Annotated in this window: 17 protein-coding genes; 12 read left to right on the forward strand and 5 right to left on the reverse strand. The window is 64.7% G+C overall.

Annotated features, from left to right (window positions below; translation table 11 throughout):
* The first annotated feature begins 128 nt into the window (after window positions 1-128).
* The 4 genes from E5675_RS17470 to galU are packed head-to-tail and all read left to right on the forward strand — an operon-like array spanning window position 129 to window position 3,329.
* Window positions 129-665 carry a YfiR family protein gene (locus E5675_RS17470; RefSeq protein WP_136175618.1) on the forward strand — a complete coding sequence of 179 codons (537 nt, stop codon included), beginning with the start codon at window positions 129-131 and terminating at the stop codon, window positions 663-665.
* Window positions 662-1,891, forward strand: coding sequence for a diguanylate cyclase (locus E5675_RS17475; protein WP_247594672.1), 1,230 nt, complete (start codon window positions 662-664; stop codon window positions 1,889-1,891). Before E5675_RS17470 ends, E5675_RS17475 begins: the two co-directional genes overlap by 4 nt.
* A gap of 16 nt (window positions 1,892-1,907) precedes the next feature.
* Complete coding sequence (locus tag E5675_RS17480) at window positions 1,908-2,408, forward strand: OmpA family protein (protein ID WP_136175619.1); 501 nt, start codon at window positions 1,908-1,910, stop codon at window positions 2,406-2,408.
* A 57-nt stretch (window positions 2,409-2,465) separates the two neighbouring features.
* Window positions 2,466-3,329: a UTP--glucose-1-phosphate uridylyltransferase GalU gene (gene galU, locus E5675_RS17485; protein WP_136175620.1), complete on the forward strand. Its 864-nt coding sequence runs from the start codon at window positions 2,466-2,468 to the stop codon at window positions 3,327-3,329.
* A 34-nt stretch (window positions 3,330-3,363) separates the two neighbouring features.
* Here the strand turns inward: galU and aqpZ are convergent, their stop codons facing one another.
* Entirely contained in the window at window positions 3,364-4,089 is a 726-nt protein-coding gene (gene aqpZ, locus E5675_RS17490) for an aquaporin Z (protein WP_136175621.1), read from the reverse strand.
* Between the two features lie 99 nt (window positions 4,090-4,188).
* Window positions 4,189-5,475: a methyl-accepting chemotaxis protein gene (locus E5675_RS21940; RefSeq protein WP_281727859.1), complete on the reverse strand. Its 1,287-nt coding sequence runs from the start codon at window positions 5,473-5,475 to the stop codon at window positions 4,189-4,191.
* A 181-nt stretch (window positions 5,476-5,656) separates the two neighbouring features.
* On the opposite strand from E5675_RS21940, the gene E5675_RS17500 reads away from it, so the two are divergent.
* Window positions 5,657-5,962 carry a hypothetical protein gene (locus E5675_RS17500; protein WP_136176558.1) on the forward strand — a complete coding sequence of 102 codons (306 nt, stop codon included), beginning with the start codon at window positions 5,657-5,659 and terminating at the stop codon, window positions 5,960-5,962.
* A gap of 3 nt (window positions 5,963-5,965) precedes the next feature.
* Here E5675_RS17500 and E5675_RS17505 read toward each other — a convergent pair whose 3' ends face one another.
* The gene (locus E5675_RS17505) at window positions 5,966-6,634 is read right to left on the reverse strand and encodes a S24 family peptidase (protein ID WP_136175622.1); all 669 of its coding nucleotides are present in this window, start codon (window positions 6,632-6,634) and stop codon (window positions 5,966-5,968) included.
* Window positions 6,635-6,772: 138 nt separating this feature from the next.
* Between E5675_RS17505 and E5675_RS21830 the strand changes: the two genes are divergently transcribed.
* Both E5675_RS21830 and E5675_RS17515 read left to right on the forward strand, forming a co-directional pair.
* Window positions 6,773-7,036, forward strand: a complete 264-nt coding sequence (locus tag E5675_RS21830) for a hypothetical protein (protein WP_247594900.1) — start codon at window positions 6,773-6,775, stop codon at window positions 7,034-7,036.
* On the forward strand, window positions 7,033-7,359 hold the full coding sequence (locus E5675_RS17515; RefSeq protein ID WP_247594673.1) for a hypothetical protein: 327 nt from the start codon (window positions 7,033-7,035) through the stop codon (window positions 7,357-7,359). Before E5675_RS21830 ends, E5675_RS17515 begins: the two co-directional genes overlap by 4 nt.
* On the opposite strand, the gene E5675_RS17520 is transcribed toward E5675_RS17515, so the two are convergent.
* Entirely contained in the window at window positions 7,356-8,192 is an 837-nt protein-coding gene (locus E5675_RS17520; protein WP_136175624.1) for a hypothetical protein, read from the reverse strand. The two genes, E5675_RS17515 and E5675_RS17520, sit on opposite strands and share 4 nt — an antisense overlap.
* Window positions 8,193-8,251: 59 nt before the next feature.
* Window positions 8,252-9,457: a TIGR04063 family PEP-CTERM/XrtA system glycosyltransferase gene (locus tag E5675_RS17525; RefSeq protein ID WP_136175625.1), complete on the reverse strand. Its 1,206-nt coding sequence runs from the start codon at window positions 9,455-9,457 to the stop codon at window positions 8,252-8,254.
* Window positions 9,458-9,788: 331 nt separating this feature from the next.
* On the opposite strand from E5675_RS17525, the gene E5675_RS21575 reads away from it, so the two are divergent.
* From E5675_RS21575 to E5675_RS17550, 5 genes are all read left to right on the forward strand, one after another.
* A complete protein-coding gene (locus tag E5675_RS21575) occupies window positions 9,789-9,953 on the forward strand; it encodes a hypothetical protein (protein WP_168707917.1) in 165 nt (54 codons plus the stop codon).
* On the forward strand, window positions 9,946-11,328 hold the full coding sequence (locus E5675_RS17535; protein WP_136175626.1) for a putative O-glycosylation ligase, exosortase A system-associated: 1,383 nt from the start codon (window positions 9,946-9,948) through the stop codon (window positions 11,326-11,328). The genes E5675_RS21575 and E5675_RS17535 overlap by 8 nt, the downstream gene beginning before the upstream one ends.
* Window positions 11,329-11,366: 38 nt before the next feature.
* Window positions 11,367-12,377, forward strand: a complete 1,011-nt coding sequence (locus tag E5675_RS17540) for a DNA topoisomerase IB (RefSeq protein WP_136175627.1) — start codon at window positions 11,367-11,369, stop codon at window positions 12,375-12,377.
* A gap of 37 nt (window positions 12,378-12,414) precedes the next feature.
* On the forward strand, window positions 12,415-13,629 hold the full coding sequence (locus tag E5675_RS17545; protein ID WP_247594674.1) for a mechanosensitive ion channel domain-containing protein: 1,215 nt from the start codon (window positions 12,415-12,417) through the stop codon (window positions 13,627-13,629).
* A 95-nt stretch (window positions 13,630-13,724) separates the two neighbouring features.
* On the forward strand, window positions 13,725-14,183 hold the full coding sequence (locus E5675_RS17550; RefSeq protein WP_136175628.1) for a MaoC family dehydratase: 459 nt from the start codon (window positions 13,725-13,727) through the stop codon (window positions 14,181-14,183).
* The last annotated feature ends 7 nt before the right edge of the window (window positions 14,184-14,190 follow it).

Below are 14,190 nucleotides of genomic sequence, written 5' to 3' on the forward strand. Positions count from 1 at the left end.
GCTCTCGTCGATTGTTGCAATATGACCGCATGACGTCACTATTCATTGACTTTCCAATTGTTTTGACTAGCGGACGCGCCTTCGCTGGGGCAGGGTGGCCCTGAAGCGCAGTTGGGGGGCACGGCCAAGTGCTGGCATCACTGTTTCTGATCGGCGCGTTGGTGACGACGCCGCAGATGTCGGTTCAGGCGGCAGGTCAGTCGGTCATCGACGAAAGCGCCGGCGGGATGACGCAGGCGGTCAACCGGATGATCGGCGGCATCGTGAGCTATGCCCGCTGGCCCGACGGGTCGTCCGCCGCCAACCGCCGGATGTGCGTCGTCGGAACGCCGCGCCTCGCTCCCCGCATGGCGCCGGATACGCCGGGCCGGGGTTCGATCTCGGTCCGTCTGACCCCTGCAGCCGGCGTCACCCCCGATTGCGACATATTGTTCCTAGGCCGGATGCCGGTTGCCGACCGCCGGCAATTGATAGCATGGGTTCACGGCCGCCCGGTTCTGACGATCACCGACGATGACGCGGCCTGCATCTATGGCGCGATGTTCTGCCTCAACAGCCGCGCCTCGAGCCTCAGCTTCTCGGTCAATCTCGACGCGATCGGTCGCGGCCCGCTGCGGATCGACCCGCGCGTGCTGCGCATCGGTTCCGGGCAGGGAGGCGCATGATGAGCAGATCCGATCTGCCTCGCTCCGCCCCACGCATCGGCGCGCGCACAACGCTGCAAAAACTGCTGTCACGCTTCCATTTCGGCATCACGCTGTTCGCCGTCGCCTTGTCGGGACTGACGATCCTGCTTGCCGGGGTGACGGCGCTGCGTGGTTATGCCGACCGCAACATGGAATTGGCCGCGCAGCTCGGCGCCTATGGCGTCGAGCCGGCGCTGGTGTTCAACGATCCGGTCGCGGCGCGCGAAGGGCTCGAACCGCTGACCCGCATTCCCGGCATAGCGCGGTTGCGGGTACTCAACGATGTCGGCCGACCCGTGACCGAGTGGACGTCGCCTACCGCCGATCCGGCCCCCATGCTCAGCCGTATATTCTTCCCCCGCCCCTTCGCGGTGACGGTCCAGCGCAACGGATCGACGATCGGGACGATCGAGGTGTGGGGCGACAGTTCGACGCTGGTCGACTATGTCCGGCTCGGTCTGCTCGCCGGGCTGACCTGCTTGCTCATTACCGCATTCGGCACGATCTTTCTCGCGCGGCGGTTCGAATATGAGCTCGTCAAGCCGCTTAACGAAATCGCGACCGTCGCGCATGACGTGCGGCTGCATCGCCGCTTCGACAAGCGGGTCCAGCCGCTCGGCATCGCCGAACTCGACCGGCTGGGGGGCGACATCAATGCCTTGCTCGATGAATTGCAGGGCTGGCAGGGTCATATGGAAAGCGAACGCGCGATGCTCGCCCACCGCGCGTCGCACGACACGCTGACCGCGATGCCGAACCGCGCGGCCTTCGACGAACAGCTCGCACGGCGTATCGATGCAGCGGCGGCACGCGGCAGCCGCTTTGCGCTGCTGTTCATCGATGCCGACAATTTCAAGGCAGCCAATGACAATTTCGGCCACGCCGCGGGCGACGCCGTGCTCGTCGCGCTTTCGGCGTGTATCAAGGAAACGCTTCGCAAGGACGATTTCGCTGCCCGCATCGGCGGCGACGAATTCGTCGTCATCATCGATCCCTTCGACGTCGGTGCGGCCGCCGACGAGCTTGCCGACCGGATCCGCACCTGCGTTTCGCAACCCATCACGTTGCCGGACGGGCAAACCTATCGCGCGTCGGTCAGCGTCGGAGTCGCCACCTTCCCGGACAGCGGCAGCAACGCGACCGCGCTGCTCACCGCCGCCGATGCCGCGATGTATGCGGACAAATTGGCCAACCGTTCCCGATGACCACCGGAGAGACGCCATGACTTACGCCTTCCCATATAATATTCGCCTCTTCGCGATCACCGTTTTGGCGGCGCTGCTCGCGGCGTGCCAGAGCGCGCCGCGCGCCGGCGACTTCAGCGCGGCGCAGATCGCGACGCTGCAATCCGAGGGATTCGTCGATACCGGTCTCGGCTGGGAACTGAGCATGCCCGAACGACTGCTTTTCCCCTCGAACGAAAGCAGCGTGCCGGCCGATCAGCAAAAGCGGATCACCGACATCGCCGCCAAGCTCGTCTCGGTCGGCATCACGACCGCGCGGGTCGAAGGGCACACCGATTCGACGGGAACGTCGGCCTATAATCTTTGGCTGTCGCAGGCGCGCGCGGAGGCGGTAGCGACGCCGATGCAGGCGGGCGGAATGCGGTTGACCGCCGATCAGGTCGTCGGCCGCGGCGAAACCCTGCCCTTGTCGAGCAACGCGACCCCCGAAGGGCGGCAGGACAACCGCCGCGTGGTCGTGATCGTGACGCCAGAATAGTTCGGCTAGCGGCCTGCCGCCTTTCCTTGACCGGCGTTCGCCGCTAGGCCTTGGTCCATGAAACCGATCCGCAAAGCCGTCTTTCCCGTCGCCGGCCTCGGCACGCGCTTCCTGCCCGCAACCAAGGCGATTCCGAAAGAAATGCTGCCCGTCGTCGACCGGCCGCTGATCCAATATGCTGTCGACGAAGCGCGCGAGGCCGGGATCGAACAGATGATCTTCGTCACCGGCCGCGGAAAGAGTGCGATCGAGGATCATTTCGACGTCGCCTTCGAACTCGAAAAGACGATGTCCGAACGCGGCAAGGATTTGTCGGTGCTCGAACCGACGCGGCTCGGCCCCGGCAATTGCGCCTATGTCCGGCAGCAGGAACCGCTAGGGCTGGGGCATGCGATCTGGTGCGCGCGCGACATCGTCGGCGACGAGCCCTTCGCGATCTTTCTGCCCGACGAATTCATGCACGGGTCGCCCGGCTGTATGAAGCAGATGGTCGATGCTTATGCCCGGGTCGGGGGCAACCTGATCTCGGTGCTCGAAGTGCCGCGCGAACAGGTGTCTTCCTATGGCGTGATCGCGCCCGGCGCGCGCGACGGGGCGCTGACCGAGGTGACCGGCCTCGTCGAGAAACCCGCGGTCGATGCCGCGCCGTCGAACCTCATCATCTCGGGCCGTTATATCCTCCAGCCCGAAGTGATGCGCGTGCTCGAAGGGCAGGAAAAGGGGGCCGGCGGCGAAATCCAGCTCACCGACGCGATGGCGACGATGATCGGCAACCAGCCCTTCCACGCCGTCACCTTCGCCGGCGCGCGCTATGATTGCGGGTCGAAAGCCGGCTATATCCAGGCCAATCTGGCGGTTGCGCTCGAACGCCCCGATATGGCGGACGAGGTCCGCGCCTTTGCGATCGACCTGCTGAAATAGTCTGGCGGAGGCGGCGCCCCCGCCAGAAGGGTGATTATTCGCCCTCGATATTCGGCTTGGGGAAGGTATCGGCCCCGAGCATCTTGTAGAGCAGCCCCCCGACCGCCCCGCCGACCAGCGGCGCGACCCAGAACAGCCATAATTGCTGGAGTGCCAGTCCGCCGACGACAAGCGCGGGGCCGGTGCTGCGCGCCGGATTGACCGAGGTATTGGTCACCGGGATCGAGATGAGGTGGATCAGCGCCAGCGCGAGGCCGATCGCCAGCGGCGCAAAGCCCGCGGGGGCGCGCCCGTCGGTCGACCCCATGATGATCCACAGGAAGAAAGCGGTCAGCACTATCTCGATCAGCACAGCCGACCAGATGTCGTAACCGCCGGGCGATCCTTCACCGAAGCCGTTCGCGGCAAGGCCGTTTGTCGCGAGATCATAGGCGGGACTGCCGCTCGCGATATAGAAGAGCAGAAACGCCGCAACGATCGCGCCGAGCACCTGCGCGATAACGTAGAGCGGAATGTCGCGCGCATCGAAACGCCCGCCTGCCCACAAGCCGACGGTGACCGCGGGATTAAGGTGACAGCCCGAGATATGGCCGATGGCATAGGCCATCGTCACGACCGTCAGGCCGAAAGCAAGCGAAACGCCGAGCAATCCGATGCCGACCTCGGGAAAGGCGGCGGCCAGAACCGCGCTGCCGCAACCGCCGAAAACGAGCCAGAACGTGCCGATGAATTCGGCCAAGCCCTTTTGGATATTCGTCATGATGACCCTCCTCCCCGCCGGCGGCCTCTGACGCCTCCGGCGCGGCTTCATCCTATCAGCGTTGCAGGATCGGGCAAGCTCTTGTCCGAGCGGAAGGAATCAGGCGGCGGCGACGGCCTCGACGAAGCGCTGCGCACGCTGGTGCAGCGACTGCGCGGCCTCGCCCAGCCCGGCCGACAATCGGCCTAGCGTTTGCGCGCCGTCCCCGACCGCGGTGGCGCCGTGGCCGATCTCGCGCACCCGCGCATCGATCTCTCGCCCCGCGAACACCGCTTGCTCGACATAGCTCGCGATCGTCAGCGTCGTCGCGCTCTGGCCGTCGACCGCGCGGTCGATCGCGTCGGAAAAGCCGTTGTTCGCGTCGATCGCCCGTTCGACCTCGTCGAAGCCCGCGGCGACCTGTCCCACGATGTCGCGGATGCGATCGACATATTGGGCGATGTCGCCCGCGGCTGTGCGCGTCTGGCTGGCGAGTGTCTTCACTTCCGATGCAACGACGGCGAAACCGCGACCGGCCTCACCCGCCCGCGCGGCCTCGATCCCCGCGTTGAGCGCGAGCATGTTGGTGCGGCTCGCCATGTCGATGATCAGCGCGAGCATCTGCTCGATCGACTGGCTCTCCGCCTTCAGCGCCGCCGCGCGTTCGCTGGCCTGCTTGATCTTGATATGCGCATCGCCGCGAACCGCCCGCGCGCGCGATCCGTCGTCGACGATCCTGGTCATCGTCGCGGCCAGCGCATGGCCGCGATCGCCAAGGTCCTGCAGCCCCGCCAGCGTCTGCGCCGTCGCGCCGGCGACCGTCACCGCGTCGCGGCCCGTCTGCTGCGCGCGTTCGGACAGCGCGCCGGCAACCGACTCGACCTTTTTCGCCGTTTCGGAAAGCTTAGCGGTGAGCGCCGCGATATCCTGCTGGAACCGCCGTCCGGCGTCGTCGATATGCGTCACGCGCGCGGCGCGTTCCTGCGCCAGTTCGACCTCGCGCAGCATCGCGAGCTTGGCGATCTGGCCGCTGTCGAGTGTCTCGACGAACCGGCCCGCATCGACGAGGATCAGTTCCTGTTGCCCCGCCGATTGCGCAGCGATCCGCAAAAGGTCGGTCGTCGAGCGCGCGACGTCGGCGGTCGGGCAGGGCTCGATCATCGAGGCGATCGAACCGCCGATCGTCGGATTCTGCATCAGCGAAAACCAGAAGGGGCAGAAAAGCAGTTCGCGCACCCGCTGTTCGCGAATGATGCCCACGGGGCGGTCCTCCGCGTCGACCACCGCGAGCGCGCGCAATTGGGGGGTGGTACGGAAAAGATCGATGACCGCGGACATATGCGCGTCGGCGCCGATCGCGGACGCGTGACCCAACGCCGGCTCAAAGGCATGTCCGATGGCGTTCATTCGATCCTCTTCAAGTTGCGACGCGGTTCGCGCTTCGACTAGAGCGAGAGAGTAAACAGCAATTTAACCATTTATTTCAGTGATGTGACACATGGGCCGAACTGACTGTCGCTCCATCGCAATATCCTGTTCAGAGCGTGGCGATTATGCGATGAGGCGCCCGATCGGCGAGGAGAAGGACATGCGCATTTTGATCGTTGCCCTTTTGGCGGCGCCCTTGCTCGCCGGCTGCGTCAGCGCGGTCAAGACGGTCGTCACCGCGCCGGTGAAAGCCGTCGGTCAGGTCGCCGACTGGTCGACCACGAGCCAGGACGAATCCGACCGCAACCGCGGCCGCGAGATGCGCAAGCGCGAGGAGCGCGTCGGCAAATTGTCGCGTCAGCGCGACAAGGCTCTCGCAAAATGCCGCGACGGCAAAGAGGAAGAATGCCGGCGCGCCGAAGTACTCGACCACGAAATCGAGGCTGAGATGGCGGCGCCGCGCTAGACGCTACCGCACCCGCCGTCCGGTCCACACGACCCGGCCGACCAGCTGGATCGCCGCCATCGGCAAATCGTCCCAGCTGCGATAATGCGGATTGTCGCTGATCACCGAAACGCGCCCCTGCCCCGGCGCGCGCGCGATACGCTTCACCATCAACACATCGTCCATGCGCAGCACATAGATGCCGTCGCGCAGCCGTGCCGCGGCATCGCCACCATCGACCAATATATCGTCGCCATCGTTAAGCGTGGGCGCCATCGAATCGCCTTCGACGCGAATGATGCTGAGCGCGCGCGGATCGGCGCCGAGGTCGCGCAGCCATTTGGGATCGAAGGCGACCTCGCCCTCGACCGGTTCGCCGTCGACGCTGGCCCCCGCGCCCGCCGATGCGCCGATCGCCAGTTTCGGCACGAGGACCATCCCGGTTCCGCGCCCGCGCGCCGGGGTCGCGACGCGCTGCACCGGCCCGCCGAGCATCGCTTCCGACACCCCCAGATAGGCTGCGATGCGGGCGCGGTCCTGCTCGGCGAGCCGCCGCGGCGAGCCGCGCTTGATATATTGCTGGATATAGGCCGGGTTGCGCCCGATCACCTGCGACAGACGCGCATAGTCGATGCCCTTTTCGGCCAAGAGGCGGTCGAGCGCCGTGCGGGGATCCTGAACGAATTCGGCCATGGGGTCGTGCGGGGCTGGTCCTTCCTATTTCGTCTCTACCAAACGGATTTTTCCTAGACAAGTAGGAAATCGAACTTCAGATAGGAAATATCCTATCGGGTGAGTCGCCCGGTGTTCAAGCGCGATCAGGAGGAAATGATGGAGCGCAGCCTGTTGCAACATATAGAGGCCTTTCTGAAGGAATCCGCGATGCCGCCGAGCGTTTTCGGCCGCCACGCGGTGCGCGACCCGCGCCTTGTCAGCGATCTGCGGAGCGGCCGTCAACCGGGACGTGCGGTCATATGCCGCGTGGAACATTTCATGAACAAATGGCGAGCCGACCACCGCGTCGGCAATGCCGCCCCCTTGGGCGACCGCCGAACCCGTGCCTTCTGGCGCCTCGACGCGGGGAGCGAAGCATGATGCGCTGGTCCCCCGCCCTGCCGCCGCGCCCCGGCTGTCCGCATCGCCGGCTCCGTCATCTGCTGACGCGCGAATTGCCGCCCGGCCTCGCTGCCGGAGCATCGACCTTCCGCCCTTGGGCGAGCGCGAGCTTCGTCGGAGCGCGCCACATCTTTCCCTGCGTGCTGGCGGCAGGAGACGCAGAGGCGACGCGGCGCGCGCTGCAGGAAGAACTGGGCGTGGCGGAATGGACGCTGCCTGGGCATATCGTTGCCGATGTCGTCGTGGAATGCGGAACCGACCCGCGGACTTTGCGGATCGAGATCTTGACGGTCGAGGATTAACCAACCGACTGGCGCGTCATCCGATGCAAGGTGGAGAGCGCGGCTTCGAGCGCGAAGTCGACCTCCGGTTCTTCTTCGCCTTCTATACCCGTCGCCGCCGAGGCTGTCTCCTGCATGGCGGCATCCTGACGTCGGCGCGCCAGCCCTGCTTCGAACCGCGCGACCATCGCGCCGAGCGATTTGTCGGCGGGATCTGACAATGTTGACGGCGCGCTCATCTCGGCGGGCTGCAACCAGGGCGCCTCGTCACCGAAATCCTCTTCGGAAGCAAGGTCGGCGAGCATGAGTTCGTCTTCGGCTTCTTCGCGTGCCTCGACCGTCGCTCCGCCAAGCCAAGGGTCGAATTCTGCAGGTTCATAGGCGCTCGTCGTGCCGACCGCGCCCAGCCCGCCCGCCGGCAGGTCTCGGCCTGCGCGGATCGGCGGCCGCGGGGGATCGTCGGGATGCAGATCGACGCGGCGCCGCGTCAGAACGGGTTCGTCATCGCCGGCCTCTTCGGACCCGCGCCGAAAAACATTGCGCAGCGAGGTCAGGCCGGCCGCCTCGGGCCGTGCGATCAGCAGCGCAGCGAGCCCCGCAATCGCGGCGGCGACCGCCGACATGCCGAGCGCGAGCGCGAGCCGTCCACCATTGCCGATCGGCGGCACGAACAGATCGGAGAGACGGTCGAGGTAAAGGTTCCAGCTGATCGCGGCGACCCATGAAAAAGGCATCAATGCGGCGAACAAGAAGGTCAGCGCCGCGGCGCCGATCACCGCCGGGATCGCGGGCTGGAGCGCGCGCAGCAGCGCGGTCGCTATGGCCTTGGCCCGATTCTCGCTGGTTTCTTCCATATCGTCCCAAATCCGTCGGCCCGCCGGGCCGTACTGTCCTCACATCAAACGCGTCACGCTCAAGCGCCGCGCAGCAATCGCTGGTAAACCGGTTCGTAACGTAAAATGTTTGACGACCAGTTACGATGGCTTTCGACAAAAATACGTGCGGTCCGCCGGCGTTCGGGCCACATCGCGCGATTGTCGAGCAAGCCGGCCAGCGCGTTCGCAATCGCGGCCGGGTCATCGGGCGCGAACAGCGTCCCCGTCGCGCCGTCCGCGATCAGCTCGCGGTGGCCGCCGACATCGGACGCCGCGACCAGCTTGCCCTGCGCCATCGCTTCAAGCGGCTTCAGCGGCGTGACCAGGTCGGTCAGCCGCATCTTCTTGCGCGGATAGGCGAGGATGTCGATCAGCGAATAATATCGCTCGACCACACTGTGCGGGACGCGGCCGACGAAATGGATATGCGCCGCGGCGGACGAAGCGGCGGCCCGCATCTTGAGCGCAGCCTCCATAGGGCCGCCACCCACCAGTAGAAGCCGCGCCTTGGGCTGCGCGACCACTAGCGCGGGCATCGCCGCTATCAGATCGTCGATTCCCTCATAGTCGTAGAAGCTGCCGATATAGCCAATCACGATATCGTCCGCGGTCAGGCCGAGCGTTTCGGCGAGCGCATCGTCGCGCGGCAGCGGATCGCCGAAGAGATCGAGGTCGACGCCGTTCGGCGACACGGTGATCTTGGCGGGATCGATGCCGCGCGCGATCAGGTCGCCGCGCAACCCTTCGCAGATCACCGCCACCGCGTCGGCAGACTTTACCGCGTGAGTTTCGAGCATTTTTGTCAGCCGGTAACGCAGGCTGCCTTCGCGCCCCGTGCCATTTCCGACCGCCGCATCCTCCCAAAAAGCACGGATTTCATAGATGACCGGGATACCGAGCTTCTTGCCGACACGCAGCGCCGCGAGCCCGTCAAGCACAGGGGAATGAGCGTGGAGCACATCGGGCTTCCACTCGTTCGCCAGCGTTTCGACACGGCTCGCCAAGGCGCCGATTTCGCGCCATTCGCGGAACGGCGAGGGCACCGGTGCGATCCGTGGGGTGCGATAGAAGGTCAGACAGTCGACCGTTTCGACATCGGGTCCGGGTTCGGGATGGCGCACGCCGGTGACCCCCGCGACCTCCCACCCCTTCGCCGTCTGCGCCTTCATCAGCGCGCGAGTGCGAAAGGTGTAGCCGCTGTGCGCGGGCAGGCTATGGTCAAGGACGTGCAATATGCGTGTCATGACAAAGGTCAGGACCTGCCAAGAGCGCGTTCGAGGCGCCGAAATGGCGAAGATATCGGCTTCGTGTGGCCGCCGCACATGGTGGTTCCATCTGCAAGGCCGCGCGGAGGCGAGATCGAAGCCATTTCGGCGTCCCTCCGGGATTTGACCGATTTTGTCCATGACTGCGTCAGCGAGCCTTGGAATATAGTCATATGCCTGCGTCTCGCTTCCTTGCCCTGAACAAAATCGCTTCAAACCTCGAACGTGCACTTGGCAGGTCCTGACCCTGAGCGCATTGACATACAAGCCTTAACGCGGCGTCAACCCAGGTCGCGTAGCGGGAGCCGACATGGTCGACAATTTCTCCATTGGCCTGACGCACGTCTTGATGGCGATCGCGCTCTGGCGCCTGCTCCATCGCAACGATCTCGATCGCGAAGTGAGCCCGCGCATGCTGTGGCAGCAGCGCCGCGATGCCGAGCGTGCCGAAGCGGATGCCCGCCCCGATGCGTGACATCGCCTTTGTTGCCTTTCTCTTCGCCTTCATCGGGCTCGGCTTTCGCAAGCCGTTCCTGTTCGTGCTGTGCTTTTGCTATATCGACATCGTCGCGCCGCAGCGCCTCAGCTATTTCCTCATCAACTCGATCCCGATCTCGCTGATCGTTTTCGGGCTGGCGATCGTCGGCTGGCTCGCAGTCGACGACAAGAAGGACGTAAGATGGTCGGGGCGGCAAGCCCTGCTGATTGCGCTGCTCCTCTATTGCTGGATGACGACGATCCAGGCCGACTTCCCGGTCGAGGCAGCCGAAAAATGGAGCTGGGTATGGAAGGCGCTCGTCTGGGCGATCTTCCTGCCGCTCACGCTCCGGACCAAGCTGCGTATCGAATCGCTGATTCTCGTCATGCTGCTGTCGGCCGCGGCGATCGCGATCGCGGGCGGAATCAAGACCGCGGCGGGCGGCGGCGGCTATGGCTCGCTGCAGTTGCTGCTCAACGAGAATTACGGCCTTTACGAAGGCTCGATCATGTCGGCGGTCGGAATTTCGATCATCCCGCTGATCCTCTGGTATCGGAGGCACGGCACGATCTTCCCGCCCGACTGGCGCGTGTCGATCTTCTGCTTCGCGCTCGTCTTCGCCTGCGCGCTGCTCCCGGTCGGCACGCAGGCGCGCACCGGGCTCGTCTGCCTCGTCATTCTCGCGATCCTGTCGCTACGCGCTGTGAAGCATCGCTTCCTCTATATGGCAGGTGCGGGATTGCTCGCGCTCGCCGCGATACCTTTCCTGCCGCAAAGCTTTACAGAGCGGATGGAGACGATCCGCGACCACAAGTCCGACCAGTCGGCATCGACGCGCGTCGCGGTGTGGGCGTGGACGTGGGAATATGCGAAGGAAAATCCGTTCGGCGGCGGCTTCAATGCCTATATCCAGAACCATGTCCGCGTCGAAAAAGCGGCGAGCGGCTATGACCCCGACGCTCCGCAAAATGACGAACCGACAGTTTATGAGGAACATTCGCGCGCCTATCATTCGAGCTATTTCGAGATGCTCGGCGAACAGGGCTATCCGGGGCTCGCGCTATGGCTGCTCCTGCATGCGGTCGGGCTGCTGCGAATGGAGCAACTCCGCCGTCGCTATCTCAAGACACGGCGCGCCGAGGAGCAATGGATCGCGCCGCTCGCGACCGCGCTCCAGCATGGCCATATCGTCTATATGATCGGCTCGCTGTTCGTCGGCATCGCCTTTCAGCCCTTCATCTACATGATGCTCGCGCTCGAAATGGGGCTGTCGACCTATGTGCGCCGCCGCGAACAGGAGGCGGGATGGCGCCCGCTGACCGCGCGCCCGGCACAGGTTCCGGCACGGCATCCGGCGGCTACTCCCGGCTGACCCCGGAACCATATGGCGCAGCAAGGCGCTATGGACGCATGGCCGCAACCCGCCTTGTCCATGTCGACGACAGTCTGCCCGGGATCAGCCGCGAGCGTTCGGGGGTCGGCTGGCGCTATCGCGATGCCAAGGGCAAGATCATCCGCGACCGCGACGAAATCGACCGCCTCAACGCGATCGCACTGCCGCCGGCTTACGAGGACGCCTGGTTCTGCCCGGCGCCGAACGGCCATATCCTCGCGACCGGCTACGACGCGCGCGGGCGCAAGCAATATCGCTATCATCCCGACTTCCGGATGGCGCGCGAGGCCGACAAATATGACCGCTGCGCCGCCTTCGGCCATGCGCTGCCGCTGCTCCGCGCGCGCCTTGCCGACGATCTCGCCCGCCGGACGCTCTGCTCGGAACGCGTCGTCGCGGCGGTCGTGCGCCTGCTCGACCTCGCCGCGCTGCGCATCGGCAACGAGCAATATGTCGCTGCGAACAAGAGCTTTGGCGCGACGACGCTGCGCCAGCGCCATGCAAAGGCTTCGGGCAAGACGTTGCGCCTGCAGTATGTCGCCAAGGGCGGCGCGAAACGCGACGTGACGATCAGCGACCGCAGCCTTTCGACGCTGGTGCGCCGGTTGCAGGATCTGCCGGGGCAGAAGCTTTTTCAGTATGAGGATGCGGACAGCCTGTGCGCGGTCGGATCGGACGATGTGAATGCCTATATCCGCGAGGCGATGGGCGATGAGTTCAGCGCCAAGCATTTCCGTACCTGGTCGGCCAGCGTCGAAGCCTTCGCCTTCCTTTACGACGCGCCCGAGCCGCCGACGCTGAAGGCGATGCTTGAGCATGTCGCCGGCCGCCTCGGCAACACACCCGCCATCGCACGCAAGGCCTATGTCCATCCGGCGATGATCGCCGCAGCGCAGGAGCGCACGGCCTTCGCGGCGGCCGTCGGGACGCTGCCCCGCGCGACGCGCTATCTTTCGCGTTACGAACGCGGATTTTTGACCTATCTGGAGCGGGCGCCGGACGCGGCTGCCTTGCTGCGCTCCGCTTGATCAACCCCCTGTCCTTTACCGCAACAAGAGGATCGATGTGATTTTCCCCCTCTTCGCAGTCGCCCCGACACAAGCCGCACCCGGCGAAACCGCGAAAACGGTCGCCGCGCCGCCCGCCGCCACCGTCAGCCCTCTCGACGATTTGCGTTACTGGTGGGACGCGAGCGTAGCGTGGATCAACGACCACTGGCTGCAGATCGGCATCGCCGTGGCTGCGGGGCTGATCATCTATTTCCTCCTCTCGATGATCCGCACCTTCGCGTTAAAGCGCGCGCAATCAGCGCCGGGTCAGTTCACGCTGACCGACATCGTGGGACGCGTGATCCACAAGACCAAGTCGCTCGTACTCGCGATCATCTCGATCCGGTTGGTCGCGGGCTATGCGCAGCCACCGGCGCTGGTGATGCAACTCATCCAGTTCGTGTTCACCGTCGCGGTGGTGATGCAAGTCGCGATATGGGTGCGCGAGATCGTGCTGGGGCTGATCCAGCGCCGCGCCTCCGAGGGACATAACGAGACGCTCTCCAATGCGATGGGTATCATCCGCCTGCTGATCAGTGTCGCGCTGTTCGCGATCGCAGGCATTGTCATCCTCGACAATATGGGGGTCAATGTCACCGGCCTCGTCGCCGGTCTCGGCATCGGCGGCATCGCGATCGGCCTCGCCGCGCAGGGTATCTTCTCCGACCTTTTCGCCTCGCTCTCGATCATCTTCGACCGACCGTTCCGCGTCGGCGAGACGATCAAATATGACAACAGCGTCGCGACCGTTGAGCGCATCGGGCTCAAGAGCACGCACTTGCGCTCGATCAATGGCGAACTCCTCGTGATCTCGAACACCAATTTGCTGTCGAAGGAGATCACCAACTACGCCAACCTCCATCGGCGGCGTATCCAATACGCCATCGGGGTCGTCTATCAGACGACCCCCGAAATGCTGCGTGCGCTGCCGGCGCTGCTCCAGGCGCAGGTCGAAGCGGAAGGGCATGAATTTATCCGATCGAGCTTTATCGGCTTTGGCGCGTCGAGCCTCGACTTCGAGCTCGTCGCCGACGTCCACAACGACGATTATAACGAGGTGATCGCTGCGCGGACGGCGATCGGCATCCGCCTGTTCGACGAACTGACGAAGGCGGGCTACGATTTCGCCTATCCGACGCAGACCACCTTCACCGCGGCGCCCGACGGCACGATGATTCTACCCTATGCCGAGAGCGTGACGATGAAGACGCCGAAACCCGTCAAGGGCTGACGCTACGGCGACGCGGCTGCGGGGCTTGGCCCTTGTGCAACGCGGCAAGAGAGGCCTAGAACGCGCCCCGAACCAGCAATTCGAGGGGATGAGATATGGCCACCATCACGCCGCAGGACCTGCAAGCCAGGATCGGTGAGCATCTGGGCACATCCGAATGGGTGCTCGTCGATCAGGACATGATCAACAAATTCGCCGACGCGACGGGCGATCATCAGTTCATCCATATCGACGAGGAAAAGGCAAAGCTCACGCCCTTCGGCGGCACGATCGCGCACGGCTTCCTGACGCTGTCGCTGATCCCGATGCTCGGCGCGCGCACCGACGGGCCGAAGATCGAAGGCGTGAAAATGGGCGTCAACTATGGCGGCAACAAGGTCCGCTTCCTCGCCCCCGTCCGTTCGGGCAAGCGCGTGCGCAGCCACGTGAAGCTGCTCGAACTCGAAGAAAAGCGTCCCGGCCAGTGGCAGCAGACCAACGAAGTGACGATCGAGATCGAAGGCGAGGAAAAGCCCGCGCTGATCGCCGAATGGATCAGCCAGTTCTTCGTCTAAGACATAG

The sequence above is a fragment of the Sphingopyxis sp. PAMC25046 genome (assembly GCF_004795895.1).
In the GTDB taxonomy this organism is placed as follows: Bacteria; Pseudomonadota; Alphaproteobacteria; order Sphingomonadales; family Sphingomonadaceae; genus Sphingopyxis.

Excerpts from the sequence above, each read along its gene's own strand:
- E5675_RS17500 (WP_136176558.1), top strand. The coding sequence starts at position 5,657 with ATGCGCATTTTGATCGTTGCCCTTTTGGCGGCGCCCTTGCTCGCCGGC.
- E5675_RS21575 (WP_168707917.1), top strand. The coding sequence starts at position 9,789 with ATGGTCGACAATTTCTCCATTGGCCTGACGCACGTCTTGATGGCGATC.
- E5675_RS17475 (WP_247594672.1), top strand. The coding sequence starts at position 662 with ATGATGAGCAGATCCGATCTGCCTCGCTCCGCCCCACGCATCGGCGCG.
- galU (WP_136175620.1), top strand. The coding sequence starts at position 2,466 with ATGAAACCGATCCGCAAAGCCGTCTTTCCCGTCGCCGGCCTCGGCACG.
- E5675_RS17550 (WP_136175628.1), top strand. The coding sequence starts at position 13,725 with ATGGCCACCATCACGCCGCAGGACCTGCAAGCCAGGATCGGTGAGCAT.
- E5675_RS17525 (WP_136175625.1), bottom strand. The coding sequence starts at position 9,457 with ATGACACGCATATTGCACGTCCTTGACCATAGCCTGCCCGCGCACAGC.
- E5675_RS17520 (WP_136175624.1), bottom strand. The coding sequence starts at position 8,192 with ATGGAAGAAACCAGCGAGAATCGGGCCAAGGCCATAGCGACCGCGCTG.
- E5675_RS21940 (WP_281727859.1), bottom strand. The coding sequence starts at position 5,475 with ATGAACGCCATCGGACATGCCTTTGAGCCGGCGTTGGGTCACGCGTCC.
- aqpZ (WP_136175621.1), bottom strand. The coding sequence starts at position 4,089 with ATGACGAATATCCAAAAGGGCTTGGCCGAATTCATCGGCACGTTCTGG.
- E5675_RS17540 (WP_136175627.1), top strand. The coding sequence starts at position 11,367 with ATGGCCGCAACCCGCCTTGTCCATGTCGACGACAGTCTGCCCGGGATC.
- E5675_RS17535 (WP_136175626.1), top strand. The coding sequence starts at position 9,946 with ATGCGTGACATCGCCTTTGTTGCCTTTCTCTTCGCCTTCATCGGGCTC.
- E5675_RS17515 (WP_247594673.1), top strand. The coding sequence starts at position 7,033 with ATGATGCGCTGGTCCCCCGCCCTGCCGCCGCGCCCCGGCTGTCCGCAT.
- E5675_RS17480 (WP_136175619.1), top strand. The coding sequence starts at position 1,908 with ATGACTTACGCCTTCCCATATAATATTCGCCTCTTCGCGATCACCGTT.
- E5675_RS17505 (WP_136175622.1), bottom strand. The coding sequence starts at position 6,634 with ATGGCCGAATTCGTTCAGGATCCCCGCACGGCGCTCGACCGCCTCTTG.
- E5675_RS21830 (WP_247594900.1), top strand. The coding sequence starts at position 6,773 with ATGGAGCGCAGCCTGTTGCAACATATAGAGGCCTTTCTGAAGGAATCC.